We start from the raw sequence: 16,871 nt of genomic DNA, 5'->3' as shown, positions 1-16,871 counted from the left end.
AAAAATTGATTCCTACTTGATAAATTGCTTTATTTTTGCTGTAATGAAAAAAGAATTTAAAATTCATTTAGTTAGTTTCGATAACCCTTTTCCGCCTGTATATGGTGGAATTATAGACGTATATTTTAAAATTTGTGCTTTAAAACGAATTGGGGTTAAAGTTTACTTGCATTGTTTTGTTGATGTAATTCCTAAAGAATGTGAAGTTTTGGGTAATTTGGTTGAGGAATTACATTTTTATAAAAAAAAGAAATATCCTTGGTTACTCTTTTCAAAATTCCCTCTTTCAGTTGCAATTCGATCTAGTGAAGAATTATTAAACAGGCTCAATCAAAATGATTTTCCAATACTTTTCGAAAGCTTGAAAACGACAGCGGTTTTAACAGATAAACGATTGTTAAATACAAATTGCTTTTTAAGATTGCATAACCTTGAAGATAATTATTTTAGAGGTATTGCCTTGCAGGAAACAAATTGGATCAAAAGAATTCTATTCAAATTAGAAGCATTCAAATATGAACGTTATAAGGCCGTTTTTGAAAAAAATAAAGAAATCTTTACGATTTCGAATTTTGAGAATTCAATTCTAACAGCTTCAGGATTTAACTCTAGGTTGATACCCGCTTTTTCGGGTAATTTAGAGATTAAATCAAAAAATGGATTAGGTACATATTGCCTTTATCATGGCGATTTAAGAACTTCTGATAATCAACAAGCGGTGAATTTTCTTTTAGATTTATTTGAGAATAAAATTAACAGATCTCTTAAAATTGCCTCAAGTACAATACCTACAGTTTTATTGAATCGGATTAATGCCTTAGATCATGTTGAATATGTAAAAGTAAGTTCAAATGAACATTTAGAAAGCTTAGTTATAGAAGCGCAAGTACATTTGTTGTTCTCATTTCAAAATTCGGGAACTAAATTAAAGATAATTAATGCTTTGTTTAAAGGGCGTCACATAATTTGTAATGAAAACATGATTGATGATGAAAAAGCATTGGCGTTGTGTCATCTTTATAATGGCTCGGAATCTGATTTGATAGATATGATTAATCGTTTGTTTGAGTTGCCTTATCAAAGTTCTCCTCAAAGAAATTCATATTTATTAGAAATGTATAATGATATAATCACGGCTCAAAAACTTAAAATTGCTATTTTTGGGGAATAGGAAAAGTAATGGCATGATAGATCGAAAAAAAATAGCGCTACTCATTTGTGAACGATTATTGATGGAACAAGAGATGTTGCGTGTTAATTATATAAATACTCGTGATAGCATAGGTTTTTTTTACATAGATAATTTATTGCCTGTTGCTATTGCTACAGCAATTGCGGAATCTTTTCCTACATCATCTGAGATGAAACTTAAAAAATCTTTGAAGGAAGATAAATACATCTCGGCACAAATGGATAAGCATTCTGAAATTTTAGAAGAGGTACTTTATGCTTTTCAAGACCCTCAAGTTGTCAATTTGATTGCTGAAATTTGCGAATTGCAAGATATTTATCCCGACGAAAAATTGTATGCAGGCGGTTTGTCGTTAATGGAAAAAAATCAATTTTTAAGTCCACATTTAGATAATTCACATGATAAAGAACGTCAACGCTGGCGTGTTTTGAATTTGTTGTATTATGTAACTCCCGAATGGAAAATAGAATATGGAGGTAATTTAGAGGTTTGGCCTAATGGACTAAAAGCACCTCAAGTTACTATTGAAAGTAAATTTAATCGATTAGCTGTTATGGCAACACATAATGATTCGCTTCACTCAGTATCTAAAGTTTTGGTGGATAAAAATCGTTGTTGTGTGTCGAATTATTATTTCTCAGACGAGCCTTTAAAAAGTAGCGATACTTTTCATGTGACTAGTTTTAGAGGATGGCCTCAGGAGAAAATCAAAGATCTTGTGTTGCGTACCGATAATTTTTTGAGACAAACTCTTCGAAAATTTTTTAAGAAAGGAATCGTAGAAAACCCTCATTATTATAAAAAGGAATAATTACTGATGATGATAAGGTTCGTTTCGTAAAATTGTAAATCCTCTATAGAGTTGTTCAATAAAAAATAATCGCACCATTTGATGGGAAAAAGTCATAGCAGAAAGGGATATTTTTCCATGGGCTTTTTTATATACGGTTTCACTAAAACCATAAGGACCACCAATAACAAAAACTAAGGTTTTTACTCCAGAATTCATTTTTTTTTGTAATTCTTCTGAAAAACCAACGCTTGAAAATGTTTTACCATTTTCATCTAATAGGATTAATTGATCTGTAAGGGAAAGCTTCGATAAGATTAATTCACCTTCTTTTTCTTTTTGTTGGGCTTCCGATAAATTTTTTACGTTTTTGATGTCGGGAATAATATCCAATTCAAATTTGATGTAAAAAGACAAGCGTTTGATGTATTCATCAATTAAGGTTTGTAACTGCTTATTGTCGGTTTTGCCAATGGCTATTAACTTTATATTCATGCTTTTTCAAAAAAAAAGGATATCCTAGAGGTTCCAGTTTATTATGATTTCATTGTAGAAATAGTAGTGCAAAAATACAAACTATTTTATATTTCGACTTCGAATTGCTATTTTTGCCAAACAACACAACAAAAATCATGTATAAACAATTTTTCCGTCCTTTACTTTTTAGGTTTGATCCTGAAAATGTGCACCATTTTTCATTTAGTACCATCCGTTTCATAAATGCCATTCCTGGTGTTTCTAGTCTTATTCGTTCGATGTATCAAGTAAATGATAAACGCTTGGAACGTGAAGTTTTTGGATTAAAATTTAAAAACCCAGTAGGTTTAGCAGCAGGTTTTGATAAAGATGCCAAACTTTTTAATGAGCTGTCTAATTTTGGATTTGGATTTATTGAAATTGGGACATTAACTCCAAAAGCTCAAGAAGGTAATCCAAAAAAACGATTGTTCCGTTTGCTAGAAGATGCGGCTATTATTAATCGTATGGGCTTTAACAATGGAGGGGTAGATGAAGCTGTTATTCGTTTACAACGTAATAAAGGGGTCTTGATAGGGGGGAATATTGGTAAAAATAAGGTAACTCCTAATGAAAATGCAGTAGAGGATTACAAAATTTGTTTTGAAGCTTTATATGATTATGTTGACTATTTTGTGGTTAATGTAAGTTCACCCAACACGCCTGGTCTTAGAGAATTGCAAGATAAAGAACCGTTAACCAATTTACTACGTACTTTACAAGAACTTAATTTTAAAAAATACGTTGGAGTAGAGGATATGCAAGGGGCTGTGAAGCCTATTTTATTAAAAATTGCTCCTGATTTAACAAATGATCAATTATTAGATATTATCGAAATTGTTAAAGATTCTAAAATTGCTGGAGTTATTGCTACAAATACCACTATTTCTAGAGAAGGATTGCAGTCAGCTAATAAAATTGAAACGGGAGGCTTGTCAGGAAAACCTTTAACCAAACGTTCGACAGAAGTAATTCGTTTTCTTTCTGAAAAAAGTAATAAAGCTTTCCCTATAATAGGTGTTGGAGGTATTCATACAGCTGAAGACGCTTTAGAAAAACTTGAAGCTGGAGCTAGTTTAGTACAGCTTTATACAGGTTTTATTTATGAAGGACCAGCTTTAGTAAAAGCAATTAACAAAAAGATTTTAGAAAAAGCATAAATACCCGTACTTTTGAATTTATGAATGCTGAGAAAATTAAACTTATTGAATGTCCCCGTGATGCTATGCAAGGTATCAAGGAATTCATTCCTACAGATAAAAAAGTACAATATATTCAGTCCTTACTTCGTGTTGGTTTTGATACCATTGATTTTGGTAGTTTTGTATCTGCAAAAGCTATCCCGCAAATGCAGGATACAGCAGAGGTGTTAGCAAAGTTGGACTTATCTAAAACTCAAAGTAAATTATTAGCCATTATTGCTAATACACAAGGTGCAGAAAATGCTTCACAGCATGCAGCTATACAATATTTAGGATTTCCATTTTCAATTTCCGAAAATTTTCAGATGCGTAATACGCACAAAACTATTTCGGAATCTTTAGTTACTTTAGAGGAAATTTTGAATATAGCCGATAAATCTAATAAAGAAGTAGTCACATATATTTCTATGGGGTTTGGTAATCCATATGGTGATCCGTGGAATGTGGAAATTGTAGGGGAGTGGACAGAGAAACTGGCTAGTCTAGGTGTTAAAATTCTTTCGCTTTCTGATACTATTGGTTCTTCAACTCCAGAAGTAATTGATTATCTATTTTCGAATTTGATTCCAAAATATCCCACAATTGAGTTTGGAGCGCATTTGCATACTACTCCTGATAAATGGCATGAAAAGGTTGATGCTGCCTATAAAGCAGGTTGTCGTCGTTTTGATGGTGCGATTCAAGGTCATGGTGGTTGTCCTATGGCGACTGATAAATTGACTGGAAATATGCCAACGGAAAAGATGTTGTCTTATTTTACCACTCAAAAAGCAGATCATAATCTAAGTGCTATGAGTTTTGAAAGTGCTTATAATGAAGCGCTTAAAATTTTTAATAAATATCATTAAATCTTTATTTAAAAATAATCTAAATAAAATATTGCTTATTTAGATTTAGTCTATATATTTGCACTTGAAAATCAATTTATACTAAATCTAAATAAAAATATGAACACAAAAGCTCGTTTATTAGGATTGTCATTAGCTACTTTAGCTTTCGTATCTTGTACTAAAGATAATGATGATGTACTTGTGGATAATACGCCAAAGTATAATGTTCCTGAAACTTACACTTTTGATCGCAATGGTGCTACAACTGTTGATTATGCTGGTCAAACTACTCGTTTGATGATGTTGCAAGAAATGGGAGACTACGTTAAAAAACAATCGACTGATGGGGTAGTAGTTGACGCAACTAAATTGGTAAACATGTATAAAAATACCAATACTCCATTTTTATTACCTGAATTAAATGCAGCTACTGATAAACAACTAAGAAACAAAACAGCAGCTTCTAAAGAATTCTTTGTCGAATTGCAAGGAGGAGGGACAACCGTAGAGCAAGTAGCGGAAAGGCAATTTTTTGAAGATCTGTTAACTTCGTTAACTACGGCTGGTAATCCTGCGGTAAATGCTGCTGCTGGTGTTGCGGGTACTTATACTGATAAACGTTTTTATGCTACTAACGGTTTAGAGCCTATACAAGTTGTTTTGAAAGGGCTAATGGGATCGTGTTTTATGGATCAAGTAGTTAATAACTACTTAAGTACTTCTGTTTTAGATGAAGCCTCTAATAGAGTTAATAATACTAATAAAGTTCTAGTTGCTGGGAAGAACTATACAGATATGGAACATAAATGGGACGAAGCTTATGGCTACATCTATGGTGCCGGAGGTGGAAAATTTTGGGATAGCTATATTAATCAAGTAAATGCCGATGTTGATTTTAATACTATTAAAGCGGCAATTAATTTAGCTTTCCGCAAAGGTCGTGCAGCTATTGTTAACAACGATTATGATACTCGCGATGCACAAATTGCTGTAATTAAAGAAAATTTGGCTAAAGTTGCTGCGGTAAGAGCGGTATATTATTTAAAGGCAGGTAAAGAAAAATTAACTTCAGGTGACAATGGAATTAAAGCATTTCACGATTTATCTGAGGGTTACGGTTTTATAAAAGCTTTACGTTATACAAACAAACCAGGTACTAAAGCTCCTTATATGTCAAAAGCTGAAGTTGATAAAATTTTAAATGATTTGATTGGTGGGACTAATGGTTTATGGGATATAGACTATTTAAATGCTAAAATTGATGGTTTAGCAAATCAAATTGCGTCTAAATTCGGTTTTACAGTTGCTCAAGCTGAAAAAGTTAACTAAAAATATTTTGTAAAAGCAATGTTACTAAGCATTGCTTTTTTTAATTTTGCACATTCAAATATCCTAAAAATGAAAAAGCTTTTATTTATACCTTTTCTTTTTCTGTTTATTTACGCTTGTAACTCAAATGATGAGGGAACAGTTGTAAATACAGGAGATAGTTTTGACAGGTCTGTCATGTTGAAAAATTGGGCTGATAATATTATTATTCCATCTTTTCAAAATTATCAAAACAAGGTAAATGCTTTTAAAAACGATGTTGATGCTTTTACAGCTTCACCAAATCAGTTAAAACTGGAAGCGGTTAGAGCGTCTTGGTTACAAGCTTATAGAGCTTATCAAAGCGTAGGGATGTTTGGTGTAGGCAAGGCAACTGAAATTCATTTTGTGAGTGCAACTAATACATATCCTACTGATACTGTTGGAATAGAAGCTAATATAAGCTCAGGTACTTATGATTTTAGTGCTATCAGTCAATTTTCTAAACAAGGTTTTCCAGCTTTAGATTTTATGTTGTATGGATTAGCTGCTGATGATAATGCTTTATTGGATTTTTATATTGGGAATGTTAACGCTAGTAAGTATAAAGATTATTTGAATAATTTAGTGACTAGGTTAAAGTTCAATGCAGATTTAATTGTTTCGCATTGGAATACTACTTATAGAAATGAATTTGTGGCTAGCTCTCAAAATACTCCAAGTAGTTCAACAAATTTGATGGTAAATACGTTTGTAAATTATTACGAACGTCAAATACGTGCAGGCAAAGTAGGGATACCTTCAGGGGTGTTTTCTACAGGGACACTTTTTCCTACTAAAACAGAAGCATACTATAAAAATAATATTTCGAAATTGTTATTGCAAGATGCAGTTAATGCATCTAGTGATTTCTTTAATGGAAAACATTTTGCACATAATGCTTCAGGTAGCTCGTTGAAAAGTTATATTGAACATTTGAATGTATCTAAAAATGGGGTTAGTTTAGTTACTATTATTAACGATCAGTTTACAGCTTGTAACTCTAAAATTGCTGTTTTAAACGATAGTTTTTCTGTTGAACTGAATGCTAATAAGTTAAAGATGTTAGAAACTTATGATCAACTTCAAAAAAATGTGCAATACTTTAAGGTAGATATGATGGCTGCTTTAAATATTAGTGTTGATTATGCTGATGCAGACGGTGATTAATTTTATTCAAAACTATTTAAATAGAACTCAACAATCAGCAACGCTAGCTTTTTATAGGCTAGCGTTTGGTTTGATGATGCTATTTAGCATAATTCGTTTTTGGAGTTATGGATGGATTGAAAAAATGTATATCCAGCCAAAATATCATTTTACTTTCTATGGTTTTGAATGGGTTAAACCCATAGGGAATTATACTTATTTGTTATTTTTAATTTGTGCAATTTCAGCATTTTTGGTTGCTATTGGTTTTAAGTATCGATTAGCCATTATTTCTTTTTTCGTCAGTTTTACTTATATTGAATTGATGGATAAGACTACCTATCTGAATCACTATTATTTTATTTCGTTGGTTAGTTTTATTCTTATTTTTTTACCAGCCAATGCTAATTATTCTGTAGATGCTTATTTGAATAAAGATAAAATTAAAAATTACCTTCCTCAATGGAATATTGATGTTTTAAAATTGATGCTTGGAATTGTTTATTTCTACGCTGGATTAGTAAAACTCAATTCAGATTGGTTGTTGGAAGCCCAACCTTTGAAAACTTGGTTACCAATGAGTTCTGGTTTGCCAATTATTGGTTCTCTTTTATTAAAAAACTGGATGCACTTTGCAATGAGTTGGATAGGAGCGCTTTACGATCTTTTTATTCCTTTTTTATTGCTTTCCAAAAAAACACGCAAATTTGCCTTCGTTTTAGTAGTTGTGTTTCATGTGTTTACAAAAATGCTTTTTCCTATAGGAGTCTTTCCTTATGTAATGATTGTAAGTACATTGATTTATTTTTCTGCAGATTTTCATGCTAGTATATTAAATACTTTATTGAAATGGTTAGGTTTAGATAGCTCGAATTTCTTAGGTACAAAAAGAAATATTATTGATACAAATCGTTTTGTAATAGTCTTTTTGTCTTTTTTTATGTTCTTGCAATTGCTTATACCTTTTCGCTATTTAGTTTATCCAGGTGAATTGTTTTGGACGGAAGAAGGTTTTCGTTTTTCATGGCGAGTAATGTTAATGGAAAAATCGGGTTATGCACAATTCAAAGTAGTTGATTCGAAATCAGGAAAAGTAGATTTTGTAAACAATGCTGATTTTTTGACCCCTTTTCAGGAAAAACAAATGGCATTTCAACCGGATTTTATATTAGAATATGCTCAGATTTTGAGAGCATATTATGAAAAATCAGGCTATATAAAACCACAAGTTTACGTAGAAAGCTACGTTGCTTTAAATGGTAGATTAAGTCAACCTTTTATCAATCCTAAAGTTGATTTAGCACAAGAAAAAGAATCGTTTAAACCCAAAAATTGGATATTACCTTTTCATGATGAAATTAAAGGACTTTAAATTAATCGTATTTTTTGTATTATTTAGTGTAGCTTCTAGTTTAGCACAGTATACTGTTTCTGGTACTATTACTAATACGTTAGGTGTGAAATTAAATAGCATAGAAGTTTTAAATAAAAACACAGGAAAGACCAGTTTTTCTAATGCTCAAGGTTTTTTTGAGGTTCAATTACAAAAAGCAGGTAAACATACTTTTGTTTTTTTGTCAGAAGATTATACTTTAGAGGAAAAAACAATTGAAATTATAGTTAATCAAACCGCATTAAATGTTGTTATGACGCCATTTAATAAAAAATTAAATGAAGTGGTTATTTCAAAAAATCGAAAAAAAATTGCTGGTATCAAGCAATTAAAGGATGTTGAAGGTACCGCGATTTATGCTGGAAAGAAAACGGAAGTGGTTCAGGTTTCTAATCTAGTGGCAAATAAATCTACTAATAATGCTCGACAAATTTATGCACAAGTTGTGGGGTTGACTATAAATGAATCGGTTGACGGAGGTTTGCAATTGTCAATAGGGGGGCGCGGTTTGGATCCCAATAGGACTTCTAACTTTAACACACGTCAAAATGGTTATGATATAAGTGCAGACGTTTTGGGTTACCCTGAAAGTTATTATGCAACGCCCACAGAAGCTATTGAGGAAATTCAAGTGGTACGTGGTGCTGCATCCTTACAATACGGTACACAATTTGGTGGGATGTTAAATTTTAAACTAAAATCTCCAAGTAAGAAGGCATTCGAAGCAGAAACTAGGTTTACAACTGCTTCTTTTGGGTTGTTTTCTAATTTTACGAGTCTAAGTGGTACTAAAGGGAAGTTTAGTTATTCTGCTTTTGCTAACTATAAAAAAGGTGATGGCTTCAGACCTAATTCTAACTTTGAATCACAAAACTATTTTGGCAATCTGAATTATAAATTTTCAGAAAATACTTCTTTGCATTTTGATTATACACATTTTCAATATTTAGCGAAACAATCTGGTGGTTTAACTGATGTAATGTTTAAACAAGATCCAACTCAAAGTAATCGTGCACGAAATTGGTTTGCGATAGATTGGAATTTATTTGCTTTATTATTCAAGCATAAATTTTCAAACGATGAATTCTCGTTGCAATTATTCGGTTTAGACGCTTCTAGAAAAGCTTTAGGCTATCGTGCAACTAAAGTTTCTGCCTTAGATGCAGAAAGTAATGTGAGAGATTTATTGATAGGTGAGTTTAGAAATTGGGGGGCTGAAGCGCGTTATTTGAATAGATATGAATTTCTTGGTAAAAAGAATGTATTCCTGATAGGAGGTAAATATTACCAATCTAATAATTCTGGTTTGCAAAATGCTGGAGCATCCGGAACAGCTCCAAATTTTTCAATAGCTTACGATGAATTTCCTTTATATTCGAACCAATCGTCTTATAAATATCCAAATTTGAATTACTCATTATTTGGAGAAAATATCTTCAGAATTAATGATAATTTTTCTATCACCCCTGGGTTTCGATTTGAATATATCAAAACTCGTGCTAATGGATATTTTAGAAAAATTAATTTAGATCTTTCCGGTAATGTATTGTTAGATAAATTAGAAAATGAAAATAATGTTAAAGATCGTCATTTTGTACTTTTAGGTGTTGGGTTGAGTTATAAACCACTAAATAAAATAGAAATTTATGGCAATCTTTCTCAGAATTATCGTTCAGTAACATTCAATGACATTCGTACGGCTACTCAAGGAATGGCAATTGCAAGTGATATTACTGACGAAAAAGGTTTTACTTCAGATATTGGTATTCGAGGTAAAATTAAAGAGTATTTAACATTTGACTTAAGTGGATTTACTTTGTATTATGATAAGAAAATTGGTGAATATCAAGCACCAGATCCAAATGGTTTCTCATCCTCTGTTCGTTTTAGAGATAATGTAGGAACTGCTATTACTTATGGGGTTGAAAGTATTTTAGATCTGAACTTGACGCAAACATTTTTGCCACAAACTTCAAATTTAACATGGAATGTGTTTTCTAATTTATCAATAACAGATTCAAAGTATTTGCAATCAGATGTAAAATCAATTAAAGGGAATAAAGTAGAATTTGTACCCTTAATCAATTTGAAATCTGGTATGGGGTTTGGGTATAAAAATTTCTTGACAAGTTTTCAATTTACTTATGTTTCCTCTCAATTTACAGATGCTTCAAATATAAAAACGAATCCTAAGGATGATATTTTTGGTGTATTTGGCGAAATTCCAACTTATTATGTGATGGATTTGTCAACTTCATATAAATGGGGTATGTTTAAGTTGGAGGCTGGCATTAATAACATTACTAATAACTGGTATTTTACACGCCGAGCAACTGGATATCCAGGTCCAGGAATTATTCCATCAGAACCTAGAGTAGTTTATGGTACTTTAGAGTTTAAGTTTTAAATGGAATTTTTTTGATCTTAAATTACTCGATGAATTTATAATAAAAACACAAAACTTATAAGTTTAAAATTAAGGCTGTCCAAGTAGGGCAGCTTTTGTTGTTTTAAATGTAACGTGATATTTGTTATTAGGATTAAATGAAAATCAACATGATTATTGAAGTTCATCTATCCAGAACTTGCAAAAAAAACAGCTATTTATTATGACATTAAGTTTTATTTTCAAAACTTAAAAAAATATTGGTGCTGTAATACAATCTTTATCTAAAGCAAAGTTTTTTATAAGTAATTAGGTGCCTTTGTTATAAATGATTCTTCCGAAATTGCATATTGTAAAAAATGTTTAATTTAATGTTTTAGAGGTCATCAATTAACTACATACTAATTCCTTTTGATTAATTTTATCTGCCTTTACCATTTTATTAATCAAATTGTGAAAGATTGATTCTTTATTTTGAGAACGATTTATTCTGTAACAAAACTCGTTAAAATAACGCTGAATATTTCCATCACTTACCCAAGAATGAGTCGTTCTAATCCAAGTTTTAACTTGATGAATCATTGTGTGTAAAGCTTTGAAGTTGGAACCATTTTTACTAAGAATTTGAGTGATATTATACTCTTCTGAAATAGGTGCGTATCCTTTCCACTTGTCAGTGGTTATTTTTGCTTCTTTTTCAATGTGTTTGTCAAAAATTTGACGAAGTGATTTTGAAGAAAAGTCCTTTATTTTAAGAATGTAAAATCGTTTAACTTTCCCGTCTTCTGTTAATTCTAGGGCGCAAACAGCCTTTTTCTTCTTGCTATCATAACTTCTTCCCTGTTTAGTTTCTTCATGACCTCCTACAACAAATTCGTCGACATGAACAATACCATCCATTGGATGATTTTCACTAGATTTCATGGATTCTCTAACTTTATGCATAAACAAACGAGCGGTGTTTTCCTGAACTCCATAACGTACACTCATCTGCAGAGCAGAAAGGCTTTTAGTAGTGGTAGCCATTTCAAAACAGATAAAAAATGCTTTTCTCAAGCCAAATTTACATTTGTGAAAAAGGGTATTGGCACTACTAGATTCTGTATGACTACAAATATTACAAGTCCTAGAAAAATCTTTCCGAATTTGACTAGCTGTATGACCACATTTTCTACATAAAAAACCTTCTTTCCACTTCAAATCTGACAAATATTTTTTGCAATCTTCATCTGTTTTGAAGCATTCAGCAAACTCTAAGAGGTTTTGTCCTTTAAAAATTTCCATTTTTCTCAGTATTTACAATACTTTAAAGATATGAAATTATCTAATGACCTCAATAATGTTTTTTTTTATATTATGAGTTCTGTCATTTGTAATCTCCAACGTATATTTAGAATTTAATCAAAAAAAGTATGTTCTTCGTTTTTAAAAGAAGTATTTGTTAGATGAATTAAGTAATAATTTTAATAAGTCATTTCTTTTACATAAATTTGCTTGCAATTTAACTACAAATTGCAAGATGAACGCACACACAACTAAAATCATTGGTGAAGGATTAACTTACGATGATGTATTGCTTATTCCAAACTACTCACAAGTGCTTCCACGCGAAGTAAGTATCAAAACTAAATTTACAAAAAACATTACACTAAATGTACCTATAGTTTCTGCAGCTATGGATACGGTTACTGAAAGTGCTATGGCTATTGCAATGGCTCAAGAAGGAGGTATTGGTGTATTGCACAAAAATATGTCAATTAAAAAGCAAGCTGCTGAAGTAAAAAAGGTTAAGCGTGCGGAAAGTGGAATGATATTAGACCCAGTAACCTTACCTTTGTCGGCTATAGTTGCTGATGCTAAAAAAGCTATGCAGGAATTTAGTATTGGAGGAATTCCTGTGGTTGATGAGGCTGGAGTTTTAAAAGGAATCGTAACTAATCGTGATTTACGTTTTGTAAAAGATAATCAAAAAGGAATTACAGAAGTGATGACTTCTACAAACTTGATCACTGCTCCAGAAGGGACTAATTTGGCAAAAGCTGAAGAAATATTGCAAGGGAATAAGATTGAAAAACTTCCTGTAGTTGATGCCGAAAATAAGTTGATTGGTTTAATTACTTTTAGAGATATAACTAAATTGACTCAGAAACCCAATGCAAATAAAGATAAATATGGACGTTTAAGAGTTGCGGCCGCTATAGGTGTTACGGCTGATGCTATAGAAAGAGCTGAAGCTTTAGTAAATGCAGGTGTTGATGCGGTAATTATTGATACTGCACACGGACATACGAAAGGTGTGGTTGATGTACTCAAACAAGTAAAAGCAAAATTTCCTTCGTTAGACGTAGTTGTAGGTAATATTGCTACTCCTGAAGCGGCATTATATTTAGCTGAAAATGGAGCTGATGCAGTAAAAGTAGGGATTGGACCAGGATCTATTTGTACTACACGTGTAGTAGCCGGTGTAGGATTTCCTCAGTTTTCGGCAGTTTTAGAAGTTGCTGCTGCACTTAAAGGGACAGGAGTGCCGGTTATCGCTGATGGAGGTGTTCGTTATACAGGTGATATTCCGAAAGCCATTGCTGCTGGAGCTTCAACAGTAATGCTAGGATCGCTTTTAGCAGGAACTAAAGAATCGCCGGGAGAAACAATTATCTTTGAAGGAAGAAAATTTAAATCTTACAGAGGAATGGGTTCAGTTGAAGCTATGAAGGAAGGTTCTAAGGATCGATATTTTCAAGATGTAGAAGATGATGTGAAAAAATTGGTTCCAGAAGGTATAGTAGGGCGTGTTCCTTATAAAGGTGAGTTGAATGAAAGTATGCTTCAATTTATAGGAGGTTTACGTGCAGGTATGGGATATTGTGGTTCTGCAACGGTAGAAGAATTACAAGAAAAGGGTAGGTTTATTCGTATTACATCAAGTGGTATAAGTGAAAGCCATCCACATAATGTAACTATCACTAAGGAAGCACCAAATTACTCAAGATAGTTTAAAATGATTATAAATATAGAAAGACTTGCAATTTAATTGTGAGTCTTTTTTTTGTGTAATGTGGTCAGAAAAAGGATGTACAGATAGAGGAATTGTTGGTTTATGTTATGCACCTAAAGGTAAAAAAAAACTGGTCGTTGTGACCAGTTTTTTAATATTTTTATTCATCATCATCCTCATCGTCTTCATCAGAATCTGCATCCTCATCCTCGTCGTCATCGTCCATATCCTCATCCTTGTCTGCTTTTTCTTCATCTGAAGCGGTATCTGCATCAATTTCTAATTCTTTCAACGCATCTAATGAATCATCGCCATCCATTTCTTCATCGTCGTCAAAATTAACAATACGGTCTGCAAGTTTTGTACTTACTTTCACTAAATAAATAGTGTCTTCAGTTTTTACTTCTACTGCTTCAATCGTCTCATTTTTTGCATTTTTGAAACGAACAATGTCTGAATCATCATACCCTTCTGGGAATTTTTCAACTAATAGATTTAAAATCTCACTGGTAAGTTTGGAATAATCTACAATAACTCTTTTCATATTTGGGGATAATATTTTTATTGGCCTAAAACGTATGCAAAAATTAATGGAGCAACAATAGTTGCGTCAGATTCTACGATAAACTTCGGAGTAGTAATATCTAGTTTACCCCAAGTGATTTTTTCGTTTGGTACTGCTCCTGAGTAAGAACCGTAACTTGTAGTGGAGTCAGAAATTTGACAGAAATAACTCCAGAAAGGCACATCATGCATTTCCATATCTTGGTACAACATAGGTACTACACAAATAGGGAAATCTCCTGCGATACCTCCACCAATTTGGAAGAAACCTACGCCTTTTCCAGCGCAGTTATTTGTGTACCAGTCTGCTAACCACATCATGTACTCTACACCACTTTTCATAGTAGTTGCTTTGAATTGTCCTTTGATACAGTAAGAAGCAAAAATATTACCCATAGTACTATCTTCCCAACCTGGAACTACGATAGGTAAGTTTTTCTCAGCTGCTGCCACCATCCAAGAATCTTTAGGGTCAATTTCGTAATATTGCTCTAAAACACCTGAATTAATCATTTGGTACATAAATTCGTGTGGGAAGTATCTTTCTCCAGTTGAATCCGCTTTATTCCAAATATCAAATAAATGCGATTGTAATCTTCTGAAAGCTTCTTCTTCAGGAATACAAGTATCCGTTACACGGTTGTAATGGTTTTCTAACAAATCCCATTCTTCTTGTGGAGATAAATCACGGTAGTTAGGTACTCTTTTGTAAGAATTATGAGCAACCAAGTTCATAATATCCTCTTCTAAGTTAGCACCAGTACAAGAAATGATGTGTACTTTATCTTGACGAATCATTTCTGCTAATGATTTACCTAATTCAGCAGTACTCATTGCTCCTGCTAAGGTAATCATCATCTTACCATTATCTAACAAATGCTCTTCATATCCTTTTGCGGCATCTACTAAAGCTGCTGCATTAAAATGAAGGTAGTGTTTTTCTATAAACTGACTAATAGGTCCTTTGCTCATTTTATTTTAATTGTTTGTGTTTGGTTTATATTTGGGTATAATTTAACAAATTATTTTTTATTGTAGCCCAAGATTTCTAAAATTTGTGCTGCATTTTGTTCTTCTGAGAAAACTTCATGCGCAAAAATTCCATTTTTATCTTTATCTATCAATATATGCTTAGGCTGCGGTAAAATGCAGTGGTGTAATCCACCATGACCTCCAATCGTTTCTTGATACGCTCCCGTATTGAAGAAGCCAATATACAATGGTTTTTCTTTATTGTATTTTGGTAAATATATGGCGTTCATGTGCTGTTCAGAGTTGTAATAATCATCTCCATCGCAGGTCAAGCCTCCTAAAAGTACTCTTTCGTAAGTATCATTCCAACGGTTAACGGCCAGCATTACAAAACGTTTGTTAATCGCCCATGTATCTGGTAACGTAGTAATGAATGACGAGTCAATCATGTTCCAGTTTTCACGGTCATTTTGTTTCTTTTGGTATAAAACTTGGTAAACAGCGCCACCTGCTTCACCAACGGTAAATGAGCCAAATTCTGTAAAAATATGCGGCACTGGCACTTCTGCTTCATCACAAGCAATTTTGATTTGATTCAAAATTTCGTCCACCATATATTGGTAATCGTAATCAAATGCCAATGAATTTTTGATAGGGAATCCACCACCAATATTCAAACTGTCTAAAGAAGGACATTCTTTTTTCAAGTTGATGTACACCTTCATACATTTCAACAACTCATTCCAATAGTAAGCGGTATCACGAATACCCGCATTGATAAAAAAGTGAAGCATTTTTAATTCCACTTTCTTATTATCTTGGATTTGCTTGCGGTAAAAAGGAACAATGTCTTTGTATCCAATTCCTAAACGTGAGGTATAGAACTCAAATTTAGGTTCTTCTTCTGCAGCAATACGAATACCAATTTTGAATTTTCCTTGAATTTCTTCTTGTAATAATTCTAATTCTTCAAAATTATCGATTACAGGAACCGTGTTTTTGTGACCGTTATTAATTAAACGGGCAATGTTTGTAATGTAAGAACCGCGTTTGAATCCGTTACAAACTACGAATGTATTTTTATTAATACGACCATCCTCCATCAATTTCTCAACGATGTCAATATCAAAAGCAGAAGAGGTTTCAATGTGAATGTTATTTTTTAAAGCTTCATTTAAAATAAATTCAAAATGCGAGCTTTTAGTGCAATAGCAGTAATAGTATTTAGCTTCATACCCATGTTTTTCCATGGCATTACGAAACCACATTTTGGCTTTGTTAATGTTTTGCGAAATCTTAGGTAAATACGTAAACTTTAAAGGCGTACCATATTCTTCTACTAATTTCATCAAGTCGATACCGTGAAATTGTAAATGGTCTTTGTTTAAAGTAAATTCTTCCTGAGGGAAATAAAATGTCTGGTTGATTAAGTCGAAATATTTTGTATTCATTTAGCGCTCAATAAATTGTAATTAAAATTAATAAAAAAAACTCTAATACAATTTTATTCAGATGCGAATATTTGCAAAAATGAT

14 protein-coding genes are annotated in these 16,871 nt (G+C 32.4%); 9 read left to right on the top strand and 5 right to left on the bottom strand.

Annotated features, from left to right (window positions below; all coding sequences use genetic code 11):
- Positions 1-43: 43 nt before the first annotated feature.
- Positions 44-1,171, top strand: a complete 1,128-nt coding sequence (locus ACQY29_RS12415) for a hypothetical protein (protein ID WP_428225499.1) — start codon at positions 44-46, stop codon at positions 1,169-1,171.
- Positions 1,172-1,184: 13 nt separating this feature from the next.
- Positions 1,185-2,003, top strand: coding sequence for a 2OG-Fe(II) oxygenase (locus tag ACQY29_RS12410; protein WP_428225498.1), 819 nt, complete (start codon positions 1,185-1,187; stop codon positions 2,001-2,003).
- On the opposite strand, the gene rlmH is transcribed toward ACQY29_RS12410, so the two are convergent.
- Positions 2,004-2,477, bottom strand: coding sequence for a 23S rRNA (pseudouridine(1915)-N(3))-methyltransferase RlmH (gene rlmH / locus ACQY29_RS12405; protein ID WP_428225497.1), 474 nt, complete (start codon positions 2,475-2,477; stop codon positions 2,004-2,006).
- A gap of 137 nt (positions 2,478-2,614) precedes the next feature.
- On the opposite strand from rlmH, the gene ACQY29_RS12400 reads away from it, so the two are divergent.
- The 6 genes from ACQY29_RS12400 (at position 2,615) to ACQY29_RS12375 (ending at position 10,826) form a co-directional block, all read left to right on the top strand.
- On the top strand, positions 2,615-3,658 hold the full coding sequence (locus ACQY29_RS12400; protein ID WP_428225496.1) for a quinone-dependent dihydroorotate dehydrogenase: 1,044 nt from the start codon (positions 2,615-2,617) through the stop codon (positions 3,656-3,658).
- Positions 3,659-3,678: 20 nt separating this feature from the next.
- Positions 3,679-4,548, top strand: coding sequence for a hydroxymethylglutaryl-CoA lyase (locus ACQY29_RS12395; RefSeq protein WP_428225495.1), 870 nt, complete (start codon positions 3,679-3,681; stop codon positions 4,546-4,548).
- Positions 4,549-4,647: 99 nt separating this feature from the next.
- Entirely contained in the window at positions 4,648-5,859 is a 1,212-nt protein-coding gene (locus tag ACQY29_RS12390) for a DUF4856 domain-containing protein (protein WP_428225494.1), read from the top strand.
- Positions 5,860-5,928: 69 nt separating this feature from the next.
- Positions 5,929-7,047, top strand: a complete 1,119-nt coding sequence (locus tag ACQY29_RS12385) for an imelysin family protein (protein ID WP_428225493.1) — start codon at positions 5,929-5,931, stop codon at positions 7,045-7,047.
- Complete coding sequence (locus ACQY29_RS12380; protein WP_428225916.1) at positions 7,031-8,398, top strand: HTTM domain-containing protein; 1,368 nt, start codon at positions 7,031-7,033, stop codon at positions 8,396-8,398. The genes ACQY29_RS12385 and ACQY29_RS12380 overlap by 17 nt, the downstream gene beginning before the upstream one ends.
- Complete coding sequence (locus ACQY29_RS12375) at positions 8,376-10,826, top strand: TonB-dependent receptor domain-containing protein (RefSeq protein ID WP_428225492.1); 2,451 nt, start codon at positions 8,376-8,378, stop codon at positions 10,824-10,826. The genes ACQY29_RS12380 and ACQY29_RS12375 overlap by 23 nt, the downstream gene beginning before the upstream one ends.
- Before the next feature lie 369 nt (positions 10,827-11,195).
- Here ACQY29_RS12375 and ACQY29_RS12370 read toward each other — a convergent pair whose 3' ends face one another.
- Entirely contained in the window at positions 11,196-12,089 is an 894-nt protein-coding gene (locus tag ACQY29_RS12370; RefSeq protein ID WP_138424779.1) for an IS1595 family transposase, read from the bottom strand.
- Positions 12,090-12,324: 235 nt separating this feature from the next.
- Here ACQY29_RS12370 and guaB point away from each other — a divergent pair, with 235 nt between their 5' ends.
- Positions 12,325-13,797, top strand: a complete 1,473-nt coding sequence (guaB, locus tag ACQY29_RS12365) for an IMP dehydrogenase (RefSeq protein WP_428225491.1) — start codon at positions 12,325-12,327, stop codon at positions 13,795-13,797.
- 163 nt (positions 13,798-13,960) lie between these two features.
- Here the strand turns inward: guaB and ACQY29_RS12360 are convergent, their stop codons facing one another.
- From ACQY29_RS12360 to ACQY29_RS12350, 3 genes are read right to left on the bottom strand one after another with little or no spacing between them, the layout of a single operon-like run.
- Positions 13,961-14,344, bottom strand: a complete 384-nt coding sequence (locus tag ACQY29_RS12360; protein ID WP_428225490.1) for a DNA primase — start codon at positions 14,342-14,344, stop codon at positions 13,961-13,963.
- 17 nt (positions 14,345-14,361) lie between these two features.
- Positions 14,362-15,336 (bottom strand): deoxyhypusine synthase family protein, encoded by a 975-nt coding sequence (locus ACQY29_RS12355; RefSeq protein ID WP_428225489.1) that lies wholly within the window; start codon positions 15,334-15,336, stop codon positions 14,362-14,364.
- A 50-nt stretch (positions 15,337-15,386) separates the two neighbouring features.
- Positions 15,387-16,787 (bottom strand): arginine decarboxylase, encoded by a 1,401-nt coding sequence (locus tag ACQY29_RS12350; protein ID WP_428225488.1) that lies wholly within the window; start codon positions 16,785-16,787, stop codon positions 15,387-15,389.
- Positions 16,788-16,871: the final 84 nt, after the last annotated feature.

Source organism: Flavobacterium sp., from assembly GCF_965262375.1.
Classification (GTDB): Bacteria; Bacteroidota; Bacteroidia; order Flavobacteriales; family Flavobacteriaceae; genus Flavobacterium.
The sequence above is the reverse complement of the archived record's forward strand: the minus strand, read 5'-3'. Positions and strand labels throughout refer to the sequence as shown.